Consider the following 20,399-nt stretch of genomic DNA (forward strand, 5'->3'; position numbering starts at 1 on the left):
CCGGCACGAGCGGCATGCCGTTGTCGAGCATTTTGACGACGCCGATATGGCCAAGCCAGACGAACAGGCCCTTGAACGCGACGCCCTGGAAAAACGTGTGCGCGAACCAGTCCTGGCGCGCGATGTCGCCGACGCCTGAGATGATCGTGCGGTCGGCGAACTTCACCGACAACGCCAGCGTGAGACCGCGCAGGATAAACAGGAACGCGAGCGTGACGATGAACGACGGCAGCCGCGTGCGCATCACGAGATAGCCGTTGAGTGCGCCGAGCAGCATCGAGCCGGCGAACGCGAATACGATCGCCAGCCAGACCGGCCAGTGGAAATACATGCTCGGCAGCGCGACCATCATGCCGGCAAAGCCGATCATCGAGCCGATCGACAGATCGAACTCGCCGGCGATCATCAGCAGGCACGCGCCGACCGAGATCAGGCCGAGATAGGCCGCGACCTGCGACCAGTTCATGATGCCGTCGAGAGCGAACATCCCCGAGTTGCCGGCCGCGAGGCCGAACACGATGAACACCATCACCGTGCCGGCGAGTGCCGCGAATTCCGGGCGTCCCAGCAGATGCCGGAACCACGATTCGCGGCGCACGCGCTCGTCCGCTGCCGACGCCGCCGCGGCGGGCTGTGACGGTTCCTGCTGATCAGGCTGGCGTGGCTTGCGGTGATGCGGGTGGAACAGATCGGCGACACCCATCGAAGCTCTCCTTGATACGCCGGCGGGCGGCGGCTCGACGCCGCGGCTTGCGGCGTTTGATGCGGGTAACGGTGGCACGTGAACGTGGCCCGTAAAGGTGGCACATAAACCAGGCACGTGAACCAGGCACGTGAACCAGGCACGTGAACCAGGCACCTGAAGGCGGCACGTAAAACGTAGCGTGCCAATGGGCGACGCGAGGCGCCTGTCAACGCGGCATGCGCGGCGGCCCGTCAAGCGCGCGGCGAACGGCCGCGGTGCTGGCGACCCGCGAACCAGCCGCGTCGCCGGTCCGGGCCTGTCGTCACGCCTGCTACTGCGATAACGCCGTCACGCGGCGCCGTCTCGCCTGTCTACCGGTACTGACCCGCGTACTTGAGCACCTTGTCGACATTGGCTTTGGTGATGAAGCCCGGGCCCGAGCCGATGTTGCGCGGTCCGTAAGACGGTGCGAGCCCATAGGTCGCGAGCCGTTCCTTGAACTTCGGATTGGCCTGCAGGATCTCGCGGATCTTCGCCGGATCGGTCGTGTGGTTCTTCTTCACGATCGCCAGCACGGCGACCGGGATATAGCCCTGCAGGTACGGTTGCTGGTCGATCGCGAACTGGATCGTGCCGTCCTGGATGCCCTTCGCGATGTCGGTATCGAAGTCGAAGGTCGCGAACCAGACCTTGCCCGCGAGGCCCATCTGTTGGAGCGCCTTCAACGTCGGATCGGCCGACAGCGGCCCGAGCGCGAGCACCGCCTGGGTCTTCGGATGATTGCGCAAGAACGCACTGACCTTCGATTGCACGCCGGTCGGGTCCTGCCCCACATCGAGCGTCGAGGTCTTGAAATCGACGCCGATCGCATCGGCGAAACCGCGGCAACGCTCGAACGAAGCGGGATTGGTCGCATAGTGATTCACGCACAGGAACGACTTGATGCCAGCCGCTTTCGCCTTTTCGCCCGCCGCCTTGCCCGCCGCGTATTCGGGCTGACCGACGTGCATGATCGCGCCGAGCTTCGCACTTTGTTCTTCGGTACCCGAATTGATCGTGACGAGCGGGATGTGTTTCTCGGTGACCTTCGCGAGCGAGCTTTTCAGCACGTCGAAATCGGCGATCGAGACGATCACGCCGTCGTAATTGCGCGCGGCTGCCTGCTCGACCAGACGCGCCATGTCGGCGATGTCGCCGTTCGGCGGATTGCGGTAGTCGGTCTCGACGTTGAAGTCCTCGTCGGCCTGCTTGATCGCGTTCTTGATCGTGTTCCACCACGAATCGGAATCCGGTGCGTGGCTGATCAGCACGAAATGGGCGTCGGCCGCGCGGGCCGCGCAAGCCGCGCCGAATCCCGTCGCGAACGTCAACGCCGTCACCAGAATCCTGAGCGTCGCCTTGCCTGTGCAAAGTCTCATTGTCTCCACCTTTCTCGGTCTGTCGTTCGTTATTGAGGGGAGCGTCTGGCGCGCGCATTCCGCGCGATGCGAATCCGCCGCGGCACCATCGCTCACGACCAAGATTAGGTCAACTTCCGCAGGCTTGCAAAGAAAATTTCATTGAGAAATAAAAATGGAAAATACATTCCATTCAGGATGACGGCTGCCTATAATCCGCAGCGTCGGAAGCGCGTTGCGGCGAGCCGCGAGCGCGTCTGCCGCATTGCAGGAGCATCCAAGGGGTCGTGATGGCTGAACCAAGCACCGAAGAAGCATTGCCGGGCGTCGACGAATTGATGCAGCGCATCGCGGATAACTATGAGTCGCTGCCGCGTCAGTTGAAGAACGTCGCGACCTATATCGAGCAGCATCGCTCGAGCGTGATGATGGACCGCACCAGCGATATCGCCGCGAGCTGCGGTGTGCATCCGTCCGCTGTGGTGCGCTTTGCGCAGCGCTTCGGCTTTTCCGGCTTTTCCGATCTGCAGGCGGTATTTCGTCAGGCGTACACGGGCCAGGGGGTGTCGTCGACGAGCTATCAGCAGCGCATTCGCAAGCTGATCGACGAGAAGCCCGGCACGCTGTCAGGCGGCGCGGTCGCGCGAGAGTTCATCGCGGCGTCGCGCGGCGGGCTCGAAGAGCTCGAAGCGGGCCTCGACGACCGCCAGTTCGATGCCGCGGTGAAGATGCTGCAACAGGCGGACAACATCTATGTGGTCGGCGTGCGGCGTTCGTTTCCGGTCGCGAGCTACATCGTCTATGCATTGCAGCACACGCACAAGCGCGTGCATCTGGTATCCGGTTTCGGCGGCATGTATCGCGAACAGATTCGCAGCGTGCGGAAGGGCGACGTGGTGATCGCGATCAGCTTCGCGCCGTACGGCAAAGAGACGCAGTACTGTCTGCGCGTCGCGCATCATCATCAGGCGAAGACGCTGGTGATCACCGACAGCCAGCTATCGCCGCTCGCGCGCTATGCGAGCGCGCAACTGTACGTGAAAGAGGGCAGCGCATTCGCGTTCCGCTCGCTGACCAGCACGATCTGCCTGTGCCAGGCGCTGTTTATCGCGCTCGCGTACAAGCTCGAACTGAATGTTGAGGAATCCAACGACACAGGAGGCTACGATGACTGACGCGGTAAACACGATCGACGTCGCGGTATTCGGCGCCGGGCGCATCGGCAAAATCCATGCGGCGAATCTGGCGCGACAGCCGGGCGTGCGGCTCAAGTACGTGGTCGACGTGAATCGCGAGGCCGCCGCCGAGCTCGCCGTGCAGCATGGCGCGAAGGTCGCGGACATCGACGGTGCGATCGGCGACGCGTCGATCGGCGCGACGGTGATCTGTTCGAGCACCGACACGCATGCGGAACTGATCGTGAAATCGGCCGAGCAGAAGAAGCATGTGTTCTGCGAAAAGCCGGTCGATCTCACCCTGGAGCGGGCGCGTCTGTGCGCCGAGGCTGTCGAGCGCGCGGGTGTCGTCTGCATGATCGGCTTTCAGCGCCGCTTCGATCCGACTTTCTCGGCGCTCAAAGCGCGCATCGACGCGGGCGAGATCGGCACGCCCGAAATGCTGGTGGTGACGAGCCGCGATCCGGGTGCGCCGCCGGTCGACTACATCCGGCATTCGGGTGGCATCTTCAAGGACATGCTGATTCACGATTTCGATATCTTCCGCTGGATTCTCGACGACGAAGCCGACACGCTGCACGCCACCGGCAGTTGCCTGAGCGACCCGGCGATCGCGGCAGCGGGCGACATCGATTGCACCGCGGTGACGATCCGCACGAAGCGCGGGCGGCTGTGCCAGATCAACACCGCGCGGCGCGCCGCGTACGGCTACGACCAGCGCTTCGAAGTGCTCGGCAGCACCGGCATGCTGCAAGCGGGCAACGTGCGGCCGACCGAGGTCACCGCCTATTCGAAGACCGACGTGTCGACCGATGTGCCGGAGGCGTTTTTCCTCGAACGGTATCGCGCGGCGTACGCGCTGGAGATCGCGCATTTCTTCGACGCGCTCACGCATGGCACGGCAGTGCGCACCACGGTCGCCGATGGTCTGAAGGCGCTCGAACTGGCCGAAGCCGCCACGCGCTCGTGGCGCGAGGGGCGCGCACTCAAGCTCGGCGAGGCGTCGCGATGAAGCCCGCCACGCAGCGCTTGCGAATCGGCGTAGTCGGCCTCGGGCGGCTCGGCAAGCGGCATGCGGACAACCTTGCCTATCGCGTGCCGGGTGCGGCGCTCGTGGCCGCCTGCAGTCCGCTCGCCGACGAGCTTGCATGGGCGCGCGATGCGTTGCCCGAGCCTCGTCTTTATGGCGACTATGCGGACCTGCTCGCCGATCCGGACGTCGATGCGGTGTGGCTCGTTACGCCGTCGTCGCTCCACGCGCAGCAGATCGTCGATGCATTGCAGGCCGGCAAGCATGTGTTTTGCGAAAAGCCGTTGTCGCTCGAGGTCGCCGAATGCGAGCGGGTGCTGGCCGAGGCCGCGCGCTATCCGCAACTGCAGGCGACGATCGGCTTCATGCGCCGCTTCGATCCGAGCTATCGCGACGCATTCGACAAGCTCAGCGCGGGCCAGATCGGCCGGCCGTTCATGGTGCGCTCGCAGACCACCGATCAGAACGACGACGACGGTTTCTTCGTGCGCTTCGCGGCGAGTTCAGGCGGCATCTTTCTCGACTGCACGGTGCACGATATCGATGTCGCCCGCTGGCTGCTCGGCAAGCCGCGCGCGACACGCGTGTTCGCGGCCGGCGCCGTCGCGCTCCATGACGGCTTGCGCGAATTCGGCGACGTCGACAACGGTGTCGCGATCTGCGAGTTCGAGGGCGGCAAGCTCGCGATGTTCTATGCGTCGCGTACCCAGGCGCACGGCAACGATACGCATAGCGAGGTGATCGGCACGGCCGGCGCGCTCACGATCGGCCGCAATCCGCGCGCGAATCGTGTCGAGATCTATGACGCGACCGGTATTCGCAACGAATGCACGCCGGACTTCTTCGACCGTTTCGCGGATGCGTTTTTGCACGAGGCGCGTGCGTTCGTCGCGGCGGTGCAGGGCGGCGCGCCGCAGGAAGGCGCGAGCCTCGCCGATGCGCTCGAAGCGACTCGCATCGGCGTCGCGTTGCGCCAGTCGTTGCACAGCGGGCAGGCCGTGACGCTGTAGCGGTGCGTGCCCGGGTGCAACCGGGCGCCACGCCCGGCGAGCACGCCGGGCCTGCTGTAGAATTTGACCCTCTGTCCGGCGTCGTGCGCGACGCCTCGTCCCGAAGGTCATCGTCGATGCAAATTCAGATTCACAAGGAAGTCGATGCGCGCGGGCTCATGTGCCCGCTGCCCATCCTGCGCGCCAAAAAGGCGCTCGCCGATATGGAAAGCGGCCAGATTCTCAAGGTGCTCGCCACCGATCCGGGCTCGCAGCGGGATTTCGCCGCGTTCGCGAAACAGACGGGCAACGAGATCGTCGAAAGCTCCGCGCAAGACAAGGTCTTCACGTTTTTGATGCGGCGCCGCTGAGCGGCACGTAAGCGGAACCGGTCGCAATTGCGGTATCGGTGGCCGGCCATGCAGCGGGTACGCGCAAAAACTACATACGAATGTAAAAAAGAAGGCGCTGAACCCACATGCTGGGCGCAGCGCCTTCTTCGTTTCAGCCGGCAGTATTCGTGTTTTCCAGGCGGGCGGCCGGCAAGCCACCACGCCAAATCGTCAGCCTTCGAGAACCGGCGAACGGGTGCGCAGATACTCGTCGAAATCGGCGGCCACTTCCGGGTGGCGCAGCGCGAACTCGACCGTCGCTTTCAGATAACCGAGCTTGCTGCCGCAGTCGAAACGCGTGCCGTGATACTTGTACGCGAGCACCTGTTCGTCGGCGAGCAGCGACTGAATCGCGTCCGTCAGCTGCAACTCGCCGCCCGCGCCCGGCTTGATCGAGCGAAGGTGGTCGAAAATGCGCGGCTTCAGCACATAGCGGCCCACCACGCCAAGGTTCGACGGCGCGACGCTCGGCTCCGGCTTTTCGACGATACCGGACATCTTGATGATCGAGTCTTCCCACTCCTTGCCGTCGACGATCCCGTACGACTTCGTTTCCTGCGGCGGGATTTCTTCGACGCCAATCACCGAGCTGTGATAGTGATCGAACACCTCGATCATCTGCGTCATCACGGGCGGGGTGCCATACAGCAGGTCGTCCGCGAGAATCACTGCGAACGGGTTGTCGCCGACCAGTTTTTCCGCGCATAGCACCGCATGGCCGAGGCCGAGTGCCTCAGCCTGGCGGACGTAAAAGCAGTCGACGTGGCTTGGCTTGATGCTGCGCACGAGTTCGAGCAGCTTCGCCTTGCCGCGCGCCTCGAGCTCGGCCTCGATCTCATAGGACTTGTCGAAATGGTCCTCGATCGCGCGCTTGCTCCGCCCGGTCACGAAGATCATTTCGGTGATGCCGGCCGCCATCGCCTCTTCGACCGCGTACTGAATCAGCGGCTTGTCGACGATCGGCAGCATCTCTTTCGGGCTCGCCTTGGTGGCGGGGAGGAATCGGGTGCCAAGACCTGCTACCGGAAATACCGCCTTCGTAACTTTAAGCATGTGAATACCCTGAGTCCTCTGGTTTAGGGCGCTGCCCCTCTAACGGCGACGGGCAGCGCGCATCGATCAGACCGGCAAGCGCGCCAGTTGCGCTTTCAGCTTGCCGACGGTGGCTTCGAATTCGGCAAGCCGCCTTTGTTCCTGTTCAACGACGGCCGGCGGCGCCTTGGCAACGAAGCTTTCATTTTTCAGCTTGCCGTTGCATTTGGCGATTTCGCCGGTCAGTCGCGCGATTTCCTTCGACAGGCGCTCGCGTTCGACCGTGACGTCGATCTCGACCTTCAGCACGAGCTTGTCGCTTCCTACGATAGCAATTGGCGCGCCATCCGCCTGCGCGTCGAGCGTTGCTTCGTCGGCGATGATCTGCACGTCGGACAAACGCGCCAGCGCCTGCGCATAAGGCGCGAAAGTGCGAAGGCGCTCCGCGTTGCCGGTCGCGAGCAGCGGTACCTTGAGCGCCGGCGACAGATTCATTTCGCCGCGCAGATTGCGGCATGCGTCGATGACTGCCTTCAGGTCGGCCGCCCAGCGCTCCGCGTCTTCATCGATCTTCGACGGTTCCGCGGTCGGGTACGGCTGCACCATGATGGACGCTTCGCCTTCGGCCTTGCCCTCGGGATAACGTCCGGCGAGCGGCGCCACCTTCTGCCACAGTGCTTCGGTGATGAACGGAATCACCGGATGCGCGAGGCGCAGCACGGTCTCGAGCACGCGCAGCAGCGTGCGCCGCGTGGCGCGCTGCTGGTTCGGCTGACCGCTCTGGATCTGCACTTTCGCCAGTTCGACGTACCAGTCACAGTATTCGTCCCAGACAAATCTGTATAGGGCGTTGGCCACATTGTCGAAGCGATAGTCGGCAAAGCCTTTCGCGACTTCGTCTTCGACGCGCTGCAGTTGCGACACGATCCAGCGGTCCGCCGGCGAGAAATGCAGATGGCCGTCCGGCCCGCAGGTGCCGCAATTGCCCGCCTTGCCGAAGCCGCAGTCTTCGCCTTCGCAGTTCATCAGCACGAAACGGGTGGCGTTCCACAGCTTGTTGCAGAAGTTGCGATAGCCCTCGCAGCGGGCGAGGTCGAAGTTCACGTTGCGCCCGAGCGTAGCCATCGACGCCATCGTGAAGCGCAGCGCGTCGGTGCCGAACGCCGGGATGCCGTCGGGAAATTCCTTGCGGGTCTTCTTTTCGATCGACGCGGCCTGCTTCGGATTCATCAGGCCGGTGGTGCGTTTGGCAACCAGCGCGTCGAGACCGATGCCGTCGACGATATCGATCGGGTCGAGCGTGTTGCCCTTGCTCTTCGACATCTTCTGACCTTCGGCGTCGCGCACCAGACCGTGCACATAAACGGTGTCGAACGGCACCTTGCCGGTGAAGTGCGTGGTCATCATGACCATGCGCGCGACCCAGAAGAAGATGATGTCGAAGCCGGTGACGAGCACCGACGACGGCATGAAATGCTTCAGTTCTTCCGTTTCGTTCGGCCAACCGAGCGACGAAAACGGCACCAGAGCGGACGAGAACCACGTGTCGAGCACATCTTCGTCGCGCTCGAGCACGCCGGTGTAGCCGGCCGCGGCGGCCTGCGCGCGCGCGCCTTCCTCGGTTTTCGCGACGAACACCTCGCCGTTTTCGCCGTACCAGGCCGGAATCTGATGACCCCACCACAGCTGACGCGAGATGCACCAGTCCTGGATGTTTTCGAGCCACTGATAGTAGGTGGTGGTCCAGTTCTCCGGCACGAACCTGATCTGGCCGTTGCGGACCACGTCGAGCGCGGTTTGCGCGATCGACTTGCCCGGGTTGAACGTGCCTTCAGGAGCCGGCTTGCTCATCGCGACGAACCACTGGTCGGTCAGCATCGGCTCGATCACGACGCCGGTGCGGTCACCGCGCGGCACCATCAGCTTGTGCGGCTTCACCGATTCGAGTGCGCCGAGCGCTTCGAGATCGGCGACCACCTGTTTGCGGGCTTCGAAACGGTCGAGGCCGCGGTATTTTTCCGGCGCGTTGTCGTTGATCTTCGCGTCGAGCGTGAGGATTTCGATTTGCGGCAGCTTGTGACGCAGGCCGACCTGGTAGTCGTTGAAATCGTGCGCGGGCGTGACCTTGACGACGCCGGTGCCGAATTCGCGGTCGACGTAGTCGTCGGCGATGATCGGCACTTCGCGGTTCGATAGCGGCAACGTGACGGTCTTGCCGATCAGGTGCGCGTAGCGCTCGTCTTCCGGATGCACCATCACGGCGGTGTCGCCGAGCATGGTTTCCGGCCGGGTGGTGGCGACGGTCAGATGGCCGGAGCCGTCGGTGAGCGGGTACTGGATGTGCCACAGGTGGCCGTTTTCTTCCTCGCTGACCACTTCCAGATCGGACACCGCGGTGAGCAGCACCGGGTCCCAGTTGACGAGGCGCTTGCCGCGATAGATCAGGCCCTGTTCATAAAGGCGGACGAATACGTCGCGCACTGCGGCCGACATCTTGTCGTCCATCGTGAAGTATTCGCGCGACCAGTCGATCGACGCGCCGAGGCGGCGCACCTGATTGGTGATGGTCGAACCCGACTGCTGCTTCCACTCCCACACGCGCTCGACGAACTTCTCACGGCCGAGGTCATGGCGCGACACACCTTGCGCGTCCAGTTGCCGTTCGACGACGATCTGCGTGGCGATACCCGCGTGGTCGGTGCCCGGCACCCACAGCGTGTTGTCACCGAGCATGCGGTGGTAGCGGGTGAGGCCATCCATGATGGTCTGATTGAACGCGTGGCCCATGTGCAGCGTGCCCGTGACGTTCGGCGGCGGCAACTGGATCGAGAAATCCTTGCGGTTGGGGTCGAAGGACGGCGCGGCGTACGCGCGCTTTTCCCATTCCGGGCCCCAGTGGGCTTCGATGGTGTGCGGTTCGAAGCTCTTGGCGAGCGTCGACGGGGTGGAGCTCTGGGTGTCGCTCATTTGTGATTAAAAGCAGGCTTTTGGAGGCGGAGAATGAATGATTATAAGGGGCGGCCGGGGCGCAGCGAGTTTTTGCCAGCCGGCGCTCGCAGTGGGCTTTTGCGGCGCATTTTCAGCGCCTCGGCCTTGCGATGTTTCTAAGTGCTTTATCGGGGTGACGGCGGGCTGGTGAGCCGGCAGGCCCGAAGGCTGCACCGCAACCACCACGGCACGCCCAAGCGCATCCGCCCGCATTCAGCCGCCCGGAAAAACCGAAAAAGCCCAGCCGCCGCCGGGGCATATAATGCCGTCTGACCTGCCGTCCCCACGAGAAAATGCCTGACCTCCTCGCCAATCTGAACCCCGAACAACACGCCGCCGTCACGCTCCCCAATGAGCCCGCGCTGATCCTCGCGGGTGCCGGCAGCGGCAAAACCCGCGTTCTGATCACCCGCATCGCGTGGCTCATCCAGCACGGTCTCGCATCCCCCGCGACCGTCCTCGCGGTCACCTTCACCAACAAAGCCGCCCGCGAAATGATGGCGCGTCTGTCGGCGCTGCTGCCGATCGACACCCGGGGCATGTGGATCGGCACCTTCCACGGCTTGTGCAACCGGATGCTGCGCGCGCATCACCGGGACGCCGGTCTGCCCGCCACGTTCCAGATTCTCGATACCGCCGATCAACTGTCGGCGATCAAGCGCCTGATGAAAGGCCTGAACATCGACGATGAAAAGTACCCGGCGAAAAATCTCCAGTACTTCATCAACAACGCGAAAGAGCAGGGCTTGCGTCCGAAAGACGTCGATGCGACCGACAACTTCAACCGCAAGTTCGTCGAGCTCTACGAAGCCTACGACCAGCAATGCCAGCGTGAAGGCGTGGTCGATTTTCCGGAACTGCTGCTGCGCTGCCACGAACTGCTCGCGCACAACGCTCCGTTGCGCGCGCACTACCAGGCGCGCTTCAAGCACATCCTCGTCGACGAGTTCCAGGACACCAACAAGCTGCAATACGCGTGGCTCAAGCTGCTCGCGGGCGAGCACAACGCGATCTTCGCGGTCGGCGACGACGACCAGTCGATCTACGCATTCCGTGGCGCGAACGTCGGCAACATGCGCGACTTCGAGCACGAGTTCAACGTGCGTCATCTGATCAAGCTCGAGCAGAACTACCGCTCGCATGGCCATATTCTCGATGCCGCGAACCAGCTGATCGCGAACAATTCGCGCCGCCTCGGCAAGAATCTGCGCACCGACGCCGGCCACGGCGAACCTGTGCGCGTGTACGAGTCGGCGACCGATTCGCAGGAGGCCGGCTGGATCGTCGAAGAGATCCGCGCGCTGATCAACACGGGGCTGTCGCGCAGCGAGATCGCGGTGCTCTATCGCAGCAACGCGCAGTCGCGCACGATCGAGCACACGCTGGTGAACGCGGGCATCGCGTATCGCGTGTATGGCGGTCTGCGCTTTTTCGAGCGCCAGGAGATCAAGCACGCGCTCGCATATCTGCGCCTGATCGACAACCCGAACGACGACACCGCGTTCGCCCGCGTGGTCAATTTCCCGACCCGCGGCATCGGCGCGCGTTCGCTCGAACAGTTGGCCGACGCGGCGCGTCTCTATAACTGCTCGATGGCCGCGGCGGTGCCGTATGTCGCCGGCAAGGCGGGGTCGAGCCTCGCGGCGTTCGCAAACCTGATCGGCAAGATGCGCGCCGAAACGCAGCAGATGAGCCTGCCGGAGACCGTCGAGTACGTGACTCGGGCGAGCGGTCTCGCCGAGTTCTATCAGAACGAGCGCGAAGGCCAGGACCGGCTCGAGAACTTGCAGGAGCTCGTCAATGCGGCCGCCGCGTTCGTCAGCGAAGAAGGCTACGGGTTCGATACGCCCGCGCGCTCGATCCCGCTGCGCCCCGGCGCGAGCGCTGCACCCGAACTGGCTGTCGCGACCGACGATCCGAACACCGTCGTGCTCGACGCGCCGGGTCTCGCCGATCCGGCGCAAAACCCCGACACGATGACGCCGCTCGCCGGCTTCCTGTCGCACGCATCGCTCGAAGCCGGCGACAACCAGGCGCAGGCCGGCCAGGAAGCGGTGCAACTGATGACCGTGCACGCGGCGAAGGGGCTCGAATTTACCGCGGTGTTCATCACCGGTCTCGAAGAGGGGTTGTTCCCGCACGAGAACAGTGCGATGGAGTCGGACGGCCTCGAGGAAGAACGGCGATTGATGTATGTGGCGATCACGCGCGCGAAAGAGCGGCTGTACCTGTCGTTTGCGCAGAGCCGGATGCTGCACGGTCAGACCCGCTACAACATCCGCTCGCGTTTTTTCGACGAACTGCCGCAGGAAACGCTCAAGTGGCTGACGCCGAAGGTCGAGGCGGGCTCGCGCTGGGGCGGCCGCTCGGACAACGCCGGTTATGGACGCGACTGGTTCGCGCGGCCGGGCTATGGCGGTGGCGTGGCGGCGTCGGTCGGCTCCGCGCCGGCGCCCGCCTTCGCGAACGAACAGCGCGCGGCCGACACGGGCTTCCGGGTCGGCCAGCAGGTGTTTCATACGAAGTTCGGCGAGGGCACGATCACCGCGCTCGAAGGCAACGGCACCGACGCGAAGGCGCAGGTCCGCTTCAAGCGGCACGGCGAGAAATGGCTTGCGCTGGCGGTCGCGAAACTGCAGGCGGTCGAATGAGCGCGTCGCTGAACCTCACCAGTGGCGCGCCGCGTCCGCTCGGCATTCTGGCCGCGTTGCCGCAGGAACTCGGCGACCTGATCGAAGCGATGCGCGCGGCCTCCGGCGTGCGCACCGTCACGCACGGTCAGCGCGACTATCACGTCGGTACCGTGCACGGCACGCCGTGCGTCGTTACGCTCGCGCGCGTCGGCAAAGTCGCGGCGGCCGCGACGGTCAGCGCGCTGATCCATGCGTTCGATGTCGAGGCAGTGGTGTTCACCGGCGTTGCCGGTGGCGTCGGCAGTGACGTGCGGGTTGGCGACGTCGTCGTCGCGAGCACGCTGCTGCAACACGATCTCGATGCGTCGCCGCTGTTTCCGCGCTTCGAGGTGCCGTTGCTCGGCATGTCGCATTTTGCCGCCGACACCGCGCTCGCCAACCGGCTCGCCGCTGCGTGCGAGCGTTTCGTCGCGGAGGAGGGCGCGGCCTGCGCGGCACGCTTTGGCACGCATGAGCCGCGCGTGCATCGCGGGTTGATCGTCAGCGGCGATCAGTTCGTCGCGAGCGCGACGGGCGTCAACGCGTTGCGCACTGCGCTGCCCGATGCGCTCGCGGTCGAAATGGAAGGCGCGGCGATCGCGCAGGTCTGTTACGAGTACGGCGTGCCGTGCGCGGTCGTGCGCACGATCTCGGATACGGCCGACGATCACGCGCCCGCGTCGTTCGTGTCGTTCCTCACGGAGATTGCGGGCACCTATTCGAACGCGATTCTGGCGCGGTTTCTTGCGGGGCCAGCCGCGGCGGGCTGATTGCGCTTATGCGTTGGCGCCGCCGGCCAGCGCGTCGCGCACCTGCTGCAACGCCGCCGCGTCCTCGATCGTCGGCAGATCGCCCGGATCGCGGCCCTCGGCGAGCGCCGCGATCGCGCGGCGCAGCAGCTTGCCGGAGCGGGTCTTCGGCAGCATCGACACCACTATCACCCGCGCGGGCCGCGCGATCGACCCTAACTGACGGTCGACCGTCGCCGCCAGTTCCGCCGCCAGGCGCGCACGCTCGCTAGGGTCCGCATCGGCCTGGGCGCCGCGCAGCACGACGAATGCCATCGCCACCTGACCCTTGACCGGATCGGTCACGCCGACCACCGCCACTTCCGCGACGCTCGCGTGGCTCGACAACGCCTCTTCGATCTCGCGCGTGCCCAGGCGATGGCCGGCGATGTTGATCACATCGTCGGTGCGGCCGAGGATCGTCACGTAGCCGTCCTCATCCTGCACGCCCCAGTCGAAGGTCGAATAGACATGCTGGTTCGGCACGCTCCACCAGTAGGTGCTGACGAAGCGCTTGTCGTCGCCCCACACGGTCGACATGCAACCCGGCGGCAGCGGATAGTCGAGCGTCAGCACGCCTTTTTCGCCGACTGCGCACGGCTCGCCGGTCAGTTCATTGCGCAGCGTGAGGCTGTAGCCGACCGACGGCAGCCCCGGCGAGCCGAGCTTGGTCGGCAGTGCCTCGATGCCGCGGGCAATCGCGAGCATCGGCCAGCCGGTTTCGGTCTGCCAGTAGTTGTCGACCACCGGCCGGTTCAGCGCGCCGGCGATCCACGCGGCGGTCGGCTCGTCCAGCGGTTCGCCGGCCAGAAAGAGCGTGCGCAGGCTCGACAGATCGGCTGCCTTCAGCAGCGACGGGTCCTGCTTCTTCAGCACGCGCAGCGCGGTCGGCGCGGTGAACATCAGGTTGATCCGGTATTGCTCGACGAGCCGCCACCAGATGCCGCCGTCAGGACGAATCGGCGTGCCTTCGTACATCACGGTGGTCAGCCCGGCGATCAGCGGCGCGTACACGATATAGCTGTGGCCGACGACCCAGCCCACGTCCGAGGCCGTGAACATCGTGTCGCCGGCCTTGCCCTCGAAGATATATTCCATCGATGCCGCGAGCGCGACCGCGTAGCCGCCGACGTCGCGCTGCACGCCTTTCGGCTTGCCGGTCGTGCCCGACGTGTACAGCACGTACGACGGCTCATTCGATTCCAGCCATTCGCACGGTACGTGCACATCGAAGAACTGCTCGCGCAGCGGCTCGTATGCGACGAGGTACGGCGCGGTGAGGCGCGCGGGCGCGAGTTGCCGATCGATCAGCAGCACATGCGGGGTCTTGTGCGCGGCGCGCGCGAGCGCTTCGTCGACCAGCGGCGTGTAGTCGATCACCTTGCCGGCGCGCGCGCCGGCGTCGGCGGTCACGATCAGCACCGGCTTCGCGTCATCGATGCGGGCCGCGAGATTGGGCGCAGCGAAACCGCCGAACACGACCGAATGAATCGCGCCCAGTCGCGCGCACGCTAGCATCGCGAACATCGCCTCGGGGATCATCGGCAGGTAGAGCAGCACGACATCGCCGCGCTTCACGCCGAGCGAGCGCATCACCGCGGCCATCCGGTTGACCTCGGCGTGCAGCTCCGCATACGTGTAACGGCGCTCGATACCGGTCTCGGTCGATACGTAGATCAGCGCGTTCTGCTGCGCGCGCGCGGCGAGGTGGCGATCGACCGCGTTGTGACAGAGGTTCGTGCGGCCGCCGACGAACCAGCGCGCAAAGGGCGGATTCGAACGGTCGAGCACGGTGCCGAACGGGGTGTGCCAGTGAATCCGCCGCGCTTCTTCACGCCAGAAGGCTTCGGGATTGTCGATCGAACGGCGGTGGAAATCGCGATAGCGGGTCATCGGCGGCGATCCTCGTGCGACGTGAATGGGGGCCTTCAGCTCAACGAGCCGTGCAAATTGTGCGCCTGGGATGTTTGCGCCTGGGGCGGCGCGGGGGTTCGCACAAGCATAGACATGCGAGGGGGTGTCGACAACGGGGGTTCACCATGAGCGGGGTGCAGGCTTGTGCGCAGGCGGATTGTTTCATTGCGCGCCGTAAATCATCCGTCGCCCATTTCATATTCTGTTGCCGCCCGGTAGTTTCGCGGAAGTGGTTGTGGCGCGGTGATGTGTCGACAGACTCGCCGACTCCTTACCTTGCGCGAGCGTGCGCAGCAGCACGCGTTGTTTCCCTTTCCGATACGAGGTTTGCATGTCCGATCGATATGCCGCTGAACGCGGTATCCCGACCCTTCCAGCCTGCGCAAGATCCCAGATATCGCTGGACTTCGACGGCCGGTGTCTTTGGATGAAGGGGCCGATTTTCCGTCTTTATGCTGCTGAATCCGGCAAAGTGCGTCGCAGCGGCGGATTCGACTATTCACCGGTTCGGCAGCGCGAAGGCGGTATAGGTCCGATCCTGCCGGCCCATATTGGATCGATCCGTCGCAGATGTGGGAAAACCACTGGTACAACGTCGCCCCGCGTGCCGCATGGGGTGATCATCGGATCACGATTCATGTCTTTCCAGAAACGCAGACATATGGGCGAGGCGGCTTCTTTATTCATGGCGGCACGCATGCGGGCAGTGCCGGGTGCATCAATCTGCATGGCGAAATGGAGGCTTTCGTGAGGGACCTGAAGGAGGCGGCCGCACCGTCGCCGGATTGCTTTATTCCGCTAACGGTCAGGTACTGACATGTCGAAAATCAGAATCGGTCGCTTCCTCGCTGGCGTCGTTCTGCTCGCGTTCGTCGTCGCGGTTGCGGCGTTCAACGTCATTAACCTGAACGAAGCATACGGCAGCGGAGAACCCTATTATTCGCGCACGACGAATATGGACAAATGGACCGATCCATTGCCCGTTCTCGCGATCGTCGACGGTGCCGCGGTACTTCTCGTCGCTGCCGGCGTTGTTTTTTGGCGGCGGGCATCGAAGTTCGGGCCATCGTGAACATTCGCGGCGTGCGATTGGCCTTGCTTGTTTTCTTATTGGTTTATTAGCGTTGCCCCTGTGCGGGGATGTGCATGCATCGCATAGCTGGTCTATAACGGCGCATATCGTTACGAACCAATAGGTTATCGGTGTATAGCAGCGCAAGGACGGCGGCATCGTTGTTCTGATCGGGCCGGACGTTCACTAGACGGGAATCATATTTCAGACCCGTCCTATCGCGGCTCGTTTATATATAAGGTTGCGAAGCCTGACGAAACCGTGGCCTGAATATGGCAGCGATGCACCCCGCGACAGCGGTCTGTCACGAGGCAACCCAATAAATGCAGTCACCCGCCTGTTTTCCAGGGCGGCTCCAGCGTCATCCCGACTCTGACAATTGTTCACGAACGCTCTACCGCGCTTGGGTTACGTTGTCAGCGATTTCAATGGGTCGTTAGATAAAGTGAATAACAGGATTTTCAGGCTGGTTTTCAGTCGATGCCGGGGCATGCTCGTCGCGGTCGCAGAAACCACGACGGCAGTGGGCAAGGCAGGTCCGGGTGATACGACCGGCCACCGGCCGGCACGACACATTTCATTATTCGCGATGCGCGATGTGGCCTTTGCCGCGCTCGCGCTGTTTGGCGTTACGCCTTTGGTCTCCGAAGCGCAGATCGTACCGTCGGGCGCGCACGCGCCGAATGTCATCAGCACGGCGAATGGCTTGCCTCAAGTGAACGTTCAGAAGCCGTCTGGCGCCGGCGTATCGCTTAACACCTATTCACAGTTTGACGTATCGTCCGTCGGCGCGATTCTCAACAATTCGCCCGTTAATACGAACAGCCAACTCGCGGGACAGATATCCGGTAATCCGAATTTCGGAGCGAACGACGCTGCAAAGATTATCGTCAACCAGGTCAACAGCAACAATCCGTCTTTGTTGCGTGGTTACGTTGAGGTCGCGGGCCAGAGAACAGCGGCGGTCGTGATAGCAAATAGTTCTGGCCTGGTAGTGGACGGTGGTGGCTTCATCAATACGTCAAAAGGAATTTTAACGACCGGCAATCCGCTGATCGATGGTAGCGGCAACCTGACCGGTTTCAACGTGACTGGTGGCACGATTACCGTGCAGGGCGCGGGCCTGAACGGTTCGAATATCGATGAGGTGGACTTACTGGCGCGTGCCGTGCAGGCGAATGCGGCGATCTACGCCAATACGCTGAACGTGACGACCGGGTCGAACAATATCGACTATGCGAGCCTCGCTCCGACGCCCATCGCCGGCAGCGGACCGGCGCCCGCCGTCTCTATCGACGTTTCACAGCTAGGCGGTATGTACGCGAACCGCATAGTTCTGACGAGCAACGAATACGGCGTCGGCGTCGCGAATGCGGGGACGATTGCCGCGCAGGCGGGCGACCTGACGCTGACGGGGTCGGGCCAGCTCGTCCAGTCGGGCACGATGACCGCGACCGGTAACCTGGGTATCAACGCGGCAAGCGTCGAAAATAGCGGTACCGTCTACGCGCAGCAGAATACGACCATCGGCTCGGCGGGCGCGCTGACGAACAGCGGCACGCTTGCGGCGCAACGAAATGCCACGGTCAATGCCGGGTCCGTCGATTCAACCGGTACCCTCGGCGCAGGCGTCAACAACGATGGCTCGGTGGGCAATTCCGGCGACCTCAATGTTTCGACGACCGGGCAGCTCAACGCGGCCGGCGAGAACGTTGCGGGCGGCAATGCGTCCCTCTCGGGTAGCGGCGTCAATCTTGCGGGTAGCGAGACGGCGGCAAACGGCAACGTATCGCTGGCGGCAAACGCTGGCGATTTGAACCTCACGCGCGCGACGACGAGCGCAGGCGGCTCGGTCGTGGCCAGTGCAGCGGGCACGCTTGATAACGACGGCGGCTCGCTGACGGGTAGCGGCGTCATGCTCAGCGCGGGCAACCTGTCAAACCAGGGCGGCGATATTTCGGCGCAAGGCCCGCTCGTCGCGCAGGCGTCCGGCCAGCTTGCAAACCAGGGCGGTTCGATTGTCTCGCAGGACGCGATGCAGGTCAGCGGCGGCGCGATCGTGAACAACCAGGGGACGATGCAGAGCGCCGCCAGTCTGTCGGTAGCCGGTGCGTCGCTCGACAATACCGCAGGCCGCATTACGTCGCTGAACGGCGACGGCCTTTCCGTCACGACGACGGGCCAGCTTCTGAACGCGGCGGGCACCACCGCAACGGGTGCACAAGGCGGCGTCATCGGCGGCAATGGCGCCGTTACACTGCAAGGCGGGAGCATTGCCAACCATGGCGTGGTGTCGGCGCAGACGAACCTCCAGGTGACCGGACAATCGGTCGACAACAGCGGCGGCTCGCTCGGCGCATCGGGCAATACGACGGTTAATGCCGGTTCGCATCTGACCAACAGCGGCGGGTCGATTACGGCCGGCCAGACAGTTACGGAGAGCGCGACCACGCTTGACAACAGCTCGGGAACGACGCAGGCCGCGCAGGTATCGCTCAACGCGGCAAACCTCGTCAATCACGCGGGAACGATTACGCAGACGGGTAGCGGGCCGATGAATGTCGCGGTATCGGGCACGCTCGACAATTCGGCGGGCGGCACGCTCCAGACGAACAGTACGGACCTCACGCTCGCCCCGGCCAACCTCGACAACGACGGCGGTACGATTACGCATGCGGGAACCGGTACGCTGACGCTTGATGCGGGTAGCGGCGCGGGATCGATCTCGAACGCGGGCGGGAAGATCATCACTGCCGGCCAGATCGCGGCGCAGGCTGGGAGCCTGAACAACGCGACCGGTGTACTCGCTGCGCAGGGCAATATCGCGGCAAACGTCGCGGGCGATATCAACAATTCGCAAGGGGCGATACGGTCGCTGTCGTCCCTGTCGCTCGCAAGCGGCGGCGCGCTGACGAATACGAACGGCCAGATCCAGTCCGGTACGGGCGCAGCGGGCGATGCGAGTACGCTCGGCGTTGAGGCCGCCTCCGTCGACAACACAAACGGCCTCGTCAGCAACCTCGGGACAGGCAATACAACTGTCCAGGGCGGTAGCCAGATCATCAACAGCGGTGGCGTCATGAGGGGCAACGGCAACGTCGCCGTCGATACGTCCGCGCTCTCGAACACGCAGGGCGGCCAGGTCAGCGGCGCAAGCGTCGACGTCCAGGCGGATACCGTCGACAACAGCGGCGGCTTGATTGGCAGTTTCGCCGGCTCGACTGGTGACGTTGCCCTCACGACGACCGGCGCGATCACGAACACCAACGGTCAGATCGGCGCGACCCATAACCTGACCGTCGACGCGGCGACGCTGACCGGCGGCGGGGCCTATAGCGCGGCGAATGACGTTGCGATCAACATTCAGGGCGACTTTGCGCCGACCTCTGGTTTTGCGTTCAACGCCGGTCACGACCTCTCGTTTACGCTACCCGGCACGTTCGCGAATGGCGGCGCGCTTGAGGCGACCGACGATCTCGACATCAACGCGAGCGATATCGCCAACAGTGGCGCGATGATGGCGGGCGGTACGCTGACGACGCACTCGAACACGCTGGAGAATACCGGCGCAATTGTCGGCGGTAGCGTCTCGCTCAATGCAACGCAATCCGTCACGAACGTCGGCTCGACTGCGCTGATCGGCGCGACCGACAGTAACGGCCTGCTGGAAATCCTCGCGCCCGATATCGAGAACCGCGACGACACGACGATGACCGATACGCAGGCGACGACCGCGATTTATGGTCTCGGCAAGGTCGTGCTGGCGGGCGGCAACGATGCGAACGGCAACAATACGAACGCGAGTCTTGTCCGCAACCAGTCGGCGCTGATCCAGTCGGCGGGCGACATGACGCTCGACGCGGATCAGGTCACGAATACGCGGACGACGATGACGACGACCGGCCTGAACCACCCGGTCGATCCGGACGTGCTGACGCAACTTGGCATCAGCCTGTCCGGGTGTACTGCAGTCAACATGGCCGCGTGCTCGGGTCAGGATGTGGGCTGGACCACTCCGGATAACCCGGCTTTCCTGACCATGATTGGCGGTGTGTACACGGTGCCGCCGCATACCGGCCAGTGGAATAGCGGCTACCAGTACACGAGCTATACGGGCGAGGCGGTCGCGAACCTGATTGCGTCCATCAGCCCGCAGGCGCAGATCATTGCGGGCGGCAACCTGGACGCGTCGAAAGTGGGGCTGTTCCAGAACTACTGGAGCGCGGTCGCCGCAGTCGGCAACGTTGCCGCGCCCGTCACGCTCG

Annotated in this window: 14 protein-coding genes; 9 read left to right on the forward strand and 5 right to left on the reverse strand. The window is 63.9% G+C overall.

Annotation, left to right across the window (positions count from 1 at the left end; genetic code table 11):
* Positions 1-703 (reverse strand): ABC transporter permease (locus VGH68_RS05475; RefSeq protein WP_414696902.1); only part of this gene is annotated, 703 nt, incomplete at its 3' end.
* Positions 704-1,056: 353 nt separating this feature from the next.
* Positions 1,057-2,103, reverse strand: coding sequence for a sugar ABC transporter substrate-binding protein (locus VGH68_RS05480; protein ID WP_331602507.1), 1,047 nt, complete (start codon positions 2,101-2,103; stop codon positions 1,057-1,059).
* Between the two features lie 269 nt (positions 2,104-2,372).
* Here VGH68_RS05480 and VGH68_RS05485 point away from each other — a divergent pair, with 269 nt between their 5' ends.
* From VGH68_RS05485 to VGH68_RS05500, 4 genes are all read left to right on the forward strand, one after another.
* Positions 2,373-3,257, forward strand: a complete 885-nt coding sequence (locus VGH68_RS05485) for a MurR/RpiR family transcriptional regulator (protein WP_331602508.1) — start codon at positions 2,373-2,375, stop codon at positions 3,255-3,257.
* Positions 3,250-4,269, forward strand: a complete 1,020-nt coding sequence (iolG, locus tag VGH68_RS05490) for an inositol 2-dehydrogenase (RefSeq protein WP_331602509.1) — start codon at positions 3,250-3,252, stop codon at positions 4,267-4,269. Before VGH68_RS05485 ends, iolG begins: the two co-directional genes overlap by 8 nt.
* Positions 4,266-5,297 carry a Gfo/Idh/MocA family oxidoreductase gene (locus VGH68_RS05495; RefSeq protein WP_331602510.1) on the forward strand — a complete coding sequence of 344 codons (1,032 nt, stop codon included), beginning with the start codon at positions 4,266-4,268 and terminating at the stop codon, positions 5,295-5,297. The genes iolG and VGH68_RS05495 overlap by 4 nt, the downstream gene beginning before the upstream one ends.
* A gap of 122 nt (positions 5,298-5,419) precedes the next feature.
* Positions 5,420-5,647 carry a sulfurtransferase TusA family protein gene (locus VGH68_RS05500; RefSeq protein ID WP_075301700.1) on the forward strand — a complete coding sequence of 76 codons (228 nt, stop codon included), beginning with the start codon at positions 5,420-5,422 and terminating at the stop codon, positions 5,645-5,647.
* 192 nt (positions 5,648-5,839) lie between these two features.
* Here VGH68_RS05500 and galU read toward each other — a convergent pair whose 3' ends face one another.
* Both galU and VGH68_RS05510 read right to left on the reverse strand, forming a co-directional pair.
* The gene (gene galU, locus VGH68_RS05505) at positions 5,840-6,721 is read right to left on the reverse strand and encodes a UTP--glucose-1-phosphate uridylyltransferase GalU (protein WP_331602512.1); all 882 of its coding nucleotides are present in this window, start codon (positions 6,719-6,721) and stop codon (positions 5,840-5,842) included.
* A 66-nt stretch (positions 6,722-6,787) separates the two neighbouring features.
* The gene (locus VGH68_RS05510) at positions 6,788-9,667 is read right to left on the reverse strand and encodes a valine--tRNA ligase (RefSeq protein WP_331602513.1); all 2,880 of its coding nucleotides are present in this window, start codon (positions 9,665-9,667) and stop codon (positions 6,788-6,790) included.
* 314 nt (positions 9,668-9,981) lie between these two features.
* On the opposite strand from VGH68_RS05510, the gene VGH68_RS05515 reads away from it, so the two are divergent.
* Together VGH68_RS05515 and VGH68_RS05520 are read left to right on the forward strand one after the other, a co-directional pair.
* Positions 9,982-12,339, forward strand: coding sequence for a UvrD-helicase domain-containing protein (locus VGH68_RS05515; protein ID WP_331602514.1), 2,358 nt, complete (start codon positions 9,982-9,984; stop codon positions 12,337-12,339).
* Complete coding sequence (locus VGH68_RS05520; protein WP_331602515.1) at positions 12,336-13,130, forward strand: 5'-methylthioadenosine/adenosylhomocysteine nucleosidase; 795 nt, start codon at positions 12,336-12,338, stop codon at positions 13,128-13,130. Before VGH68_RS05515 ends, VGH68_RS05520 begins: the two co-directional genes overlap by 4 nt.
* Before the next feature lie 6 nt (positions 13,131-13,136).
* On the opposite strand, the gene VGH68_RS05525 is transcribed toward VGH68_RS05520, so the two are convergent.
* Positions 13,137-15,041: a propionate--CoA ligase gene (locus VGH68_RS05525; RefSeq protein WP_331602516.1), complete on the reverse strand. Its 1,905-nt coding sequence runs from the start codon at positions 15,039-15,041 to the stop codon at positions 13,137-13,139.
* A 352-nt stretch (positions 15,042-15,393) separates the two neighbouring features.
* On the opposite strand from VGH68_RS05525, the gene VGH68_RS05530 reads away from it, so the two are divergent.
* From VGH68_RS05530 to VGH68_RS05540, 3 genes are all read left to right on the forward strand, one after another.
* Positions 15,394-15,813, forward strand: coding sequence for a hypothetical protein (locus VGH68_RS05530; protein ID WP_331602517.1), 420 nt, complete (start codon positions 15,394-15,396; stop codon positions 15,811-15,813).
* Positions 15,814-15,879: 66 nt separating this feature from the next.
* Positions 15,880-16,134, forward strand: coding sequence for a hypothetical protein (locus VGH68_RS05535; RefSeq protein WP_331602518.1), 255 nt, complete (start codon positions 15,880-15,882; stop codon positions 16,132-16,134).
* 445 nt (positions 16,135-16,579) lie between these two features.
* A partial coding sequence (locus tag VGH68_RS05540) for a filamentous hemagglutinin N-terminal domain-containing protein (RefSeq protein ID WP_331602519.1) occupies positions 16,580-20,399 on the forward strand: 3,820 nt, incomplete at its 3' end.

Origin of the sequence: Paraburkholderia sp. (assembly GCF_036488505.1) — a bacterium.
In the GTDB taxonomy this organism is placed as follows: Bacteria; Pseudomonadota; Gammaproteobacteria; order Burkholderiales; family Burkholderiaceae; genus Paraburkholderia.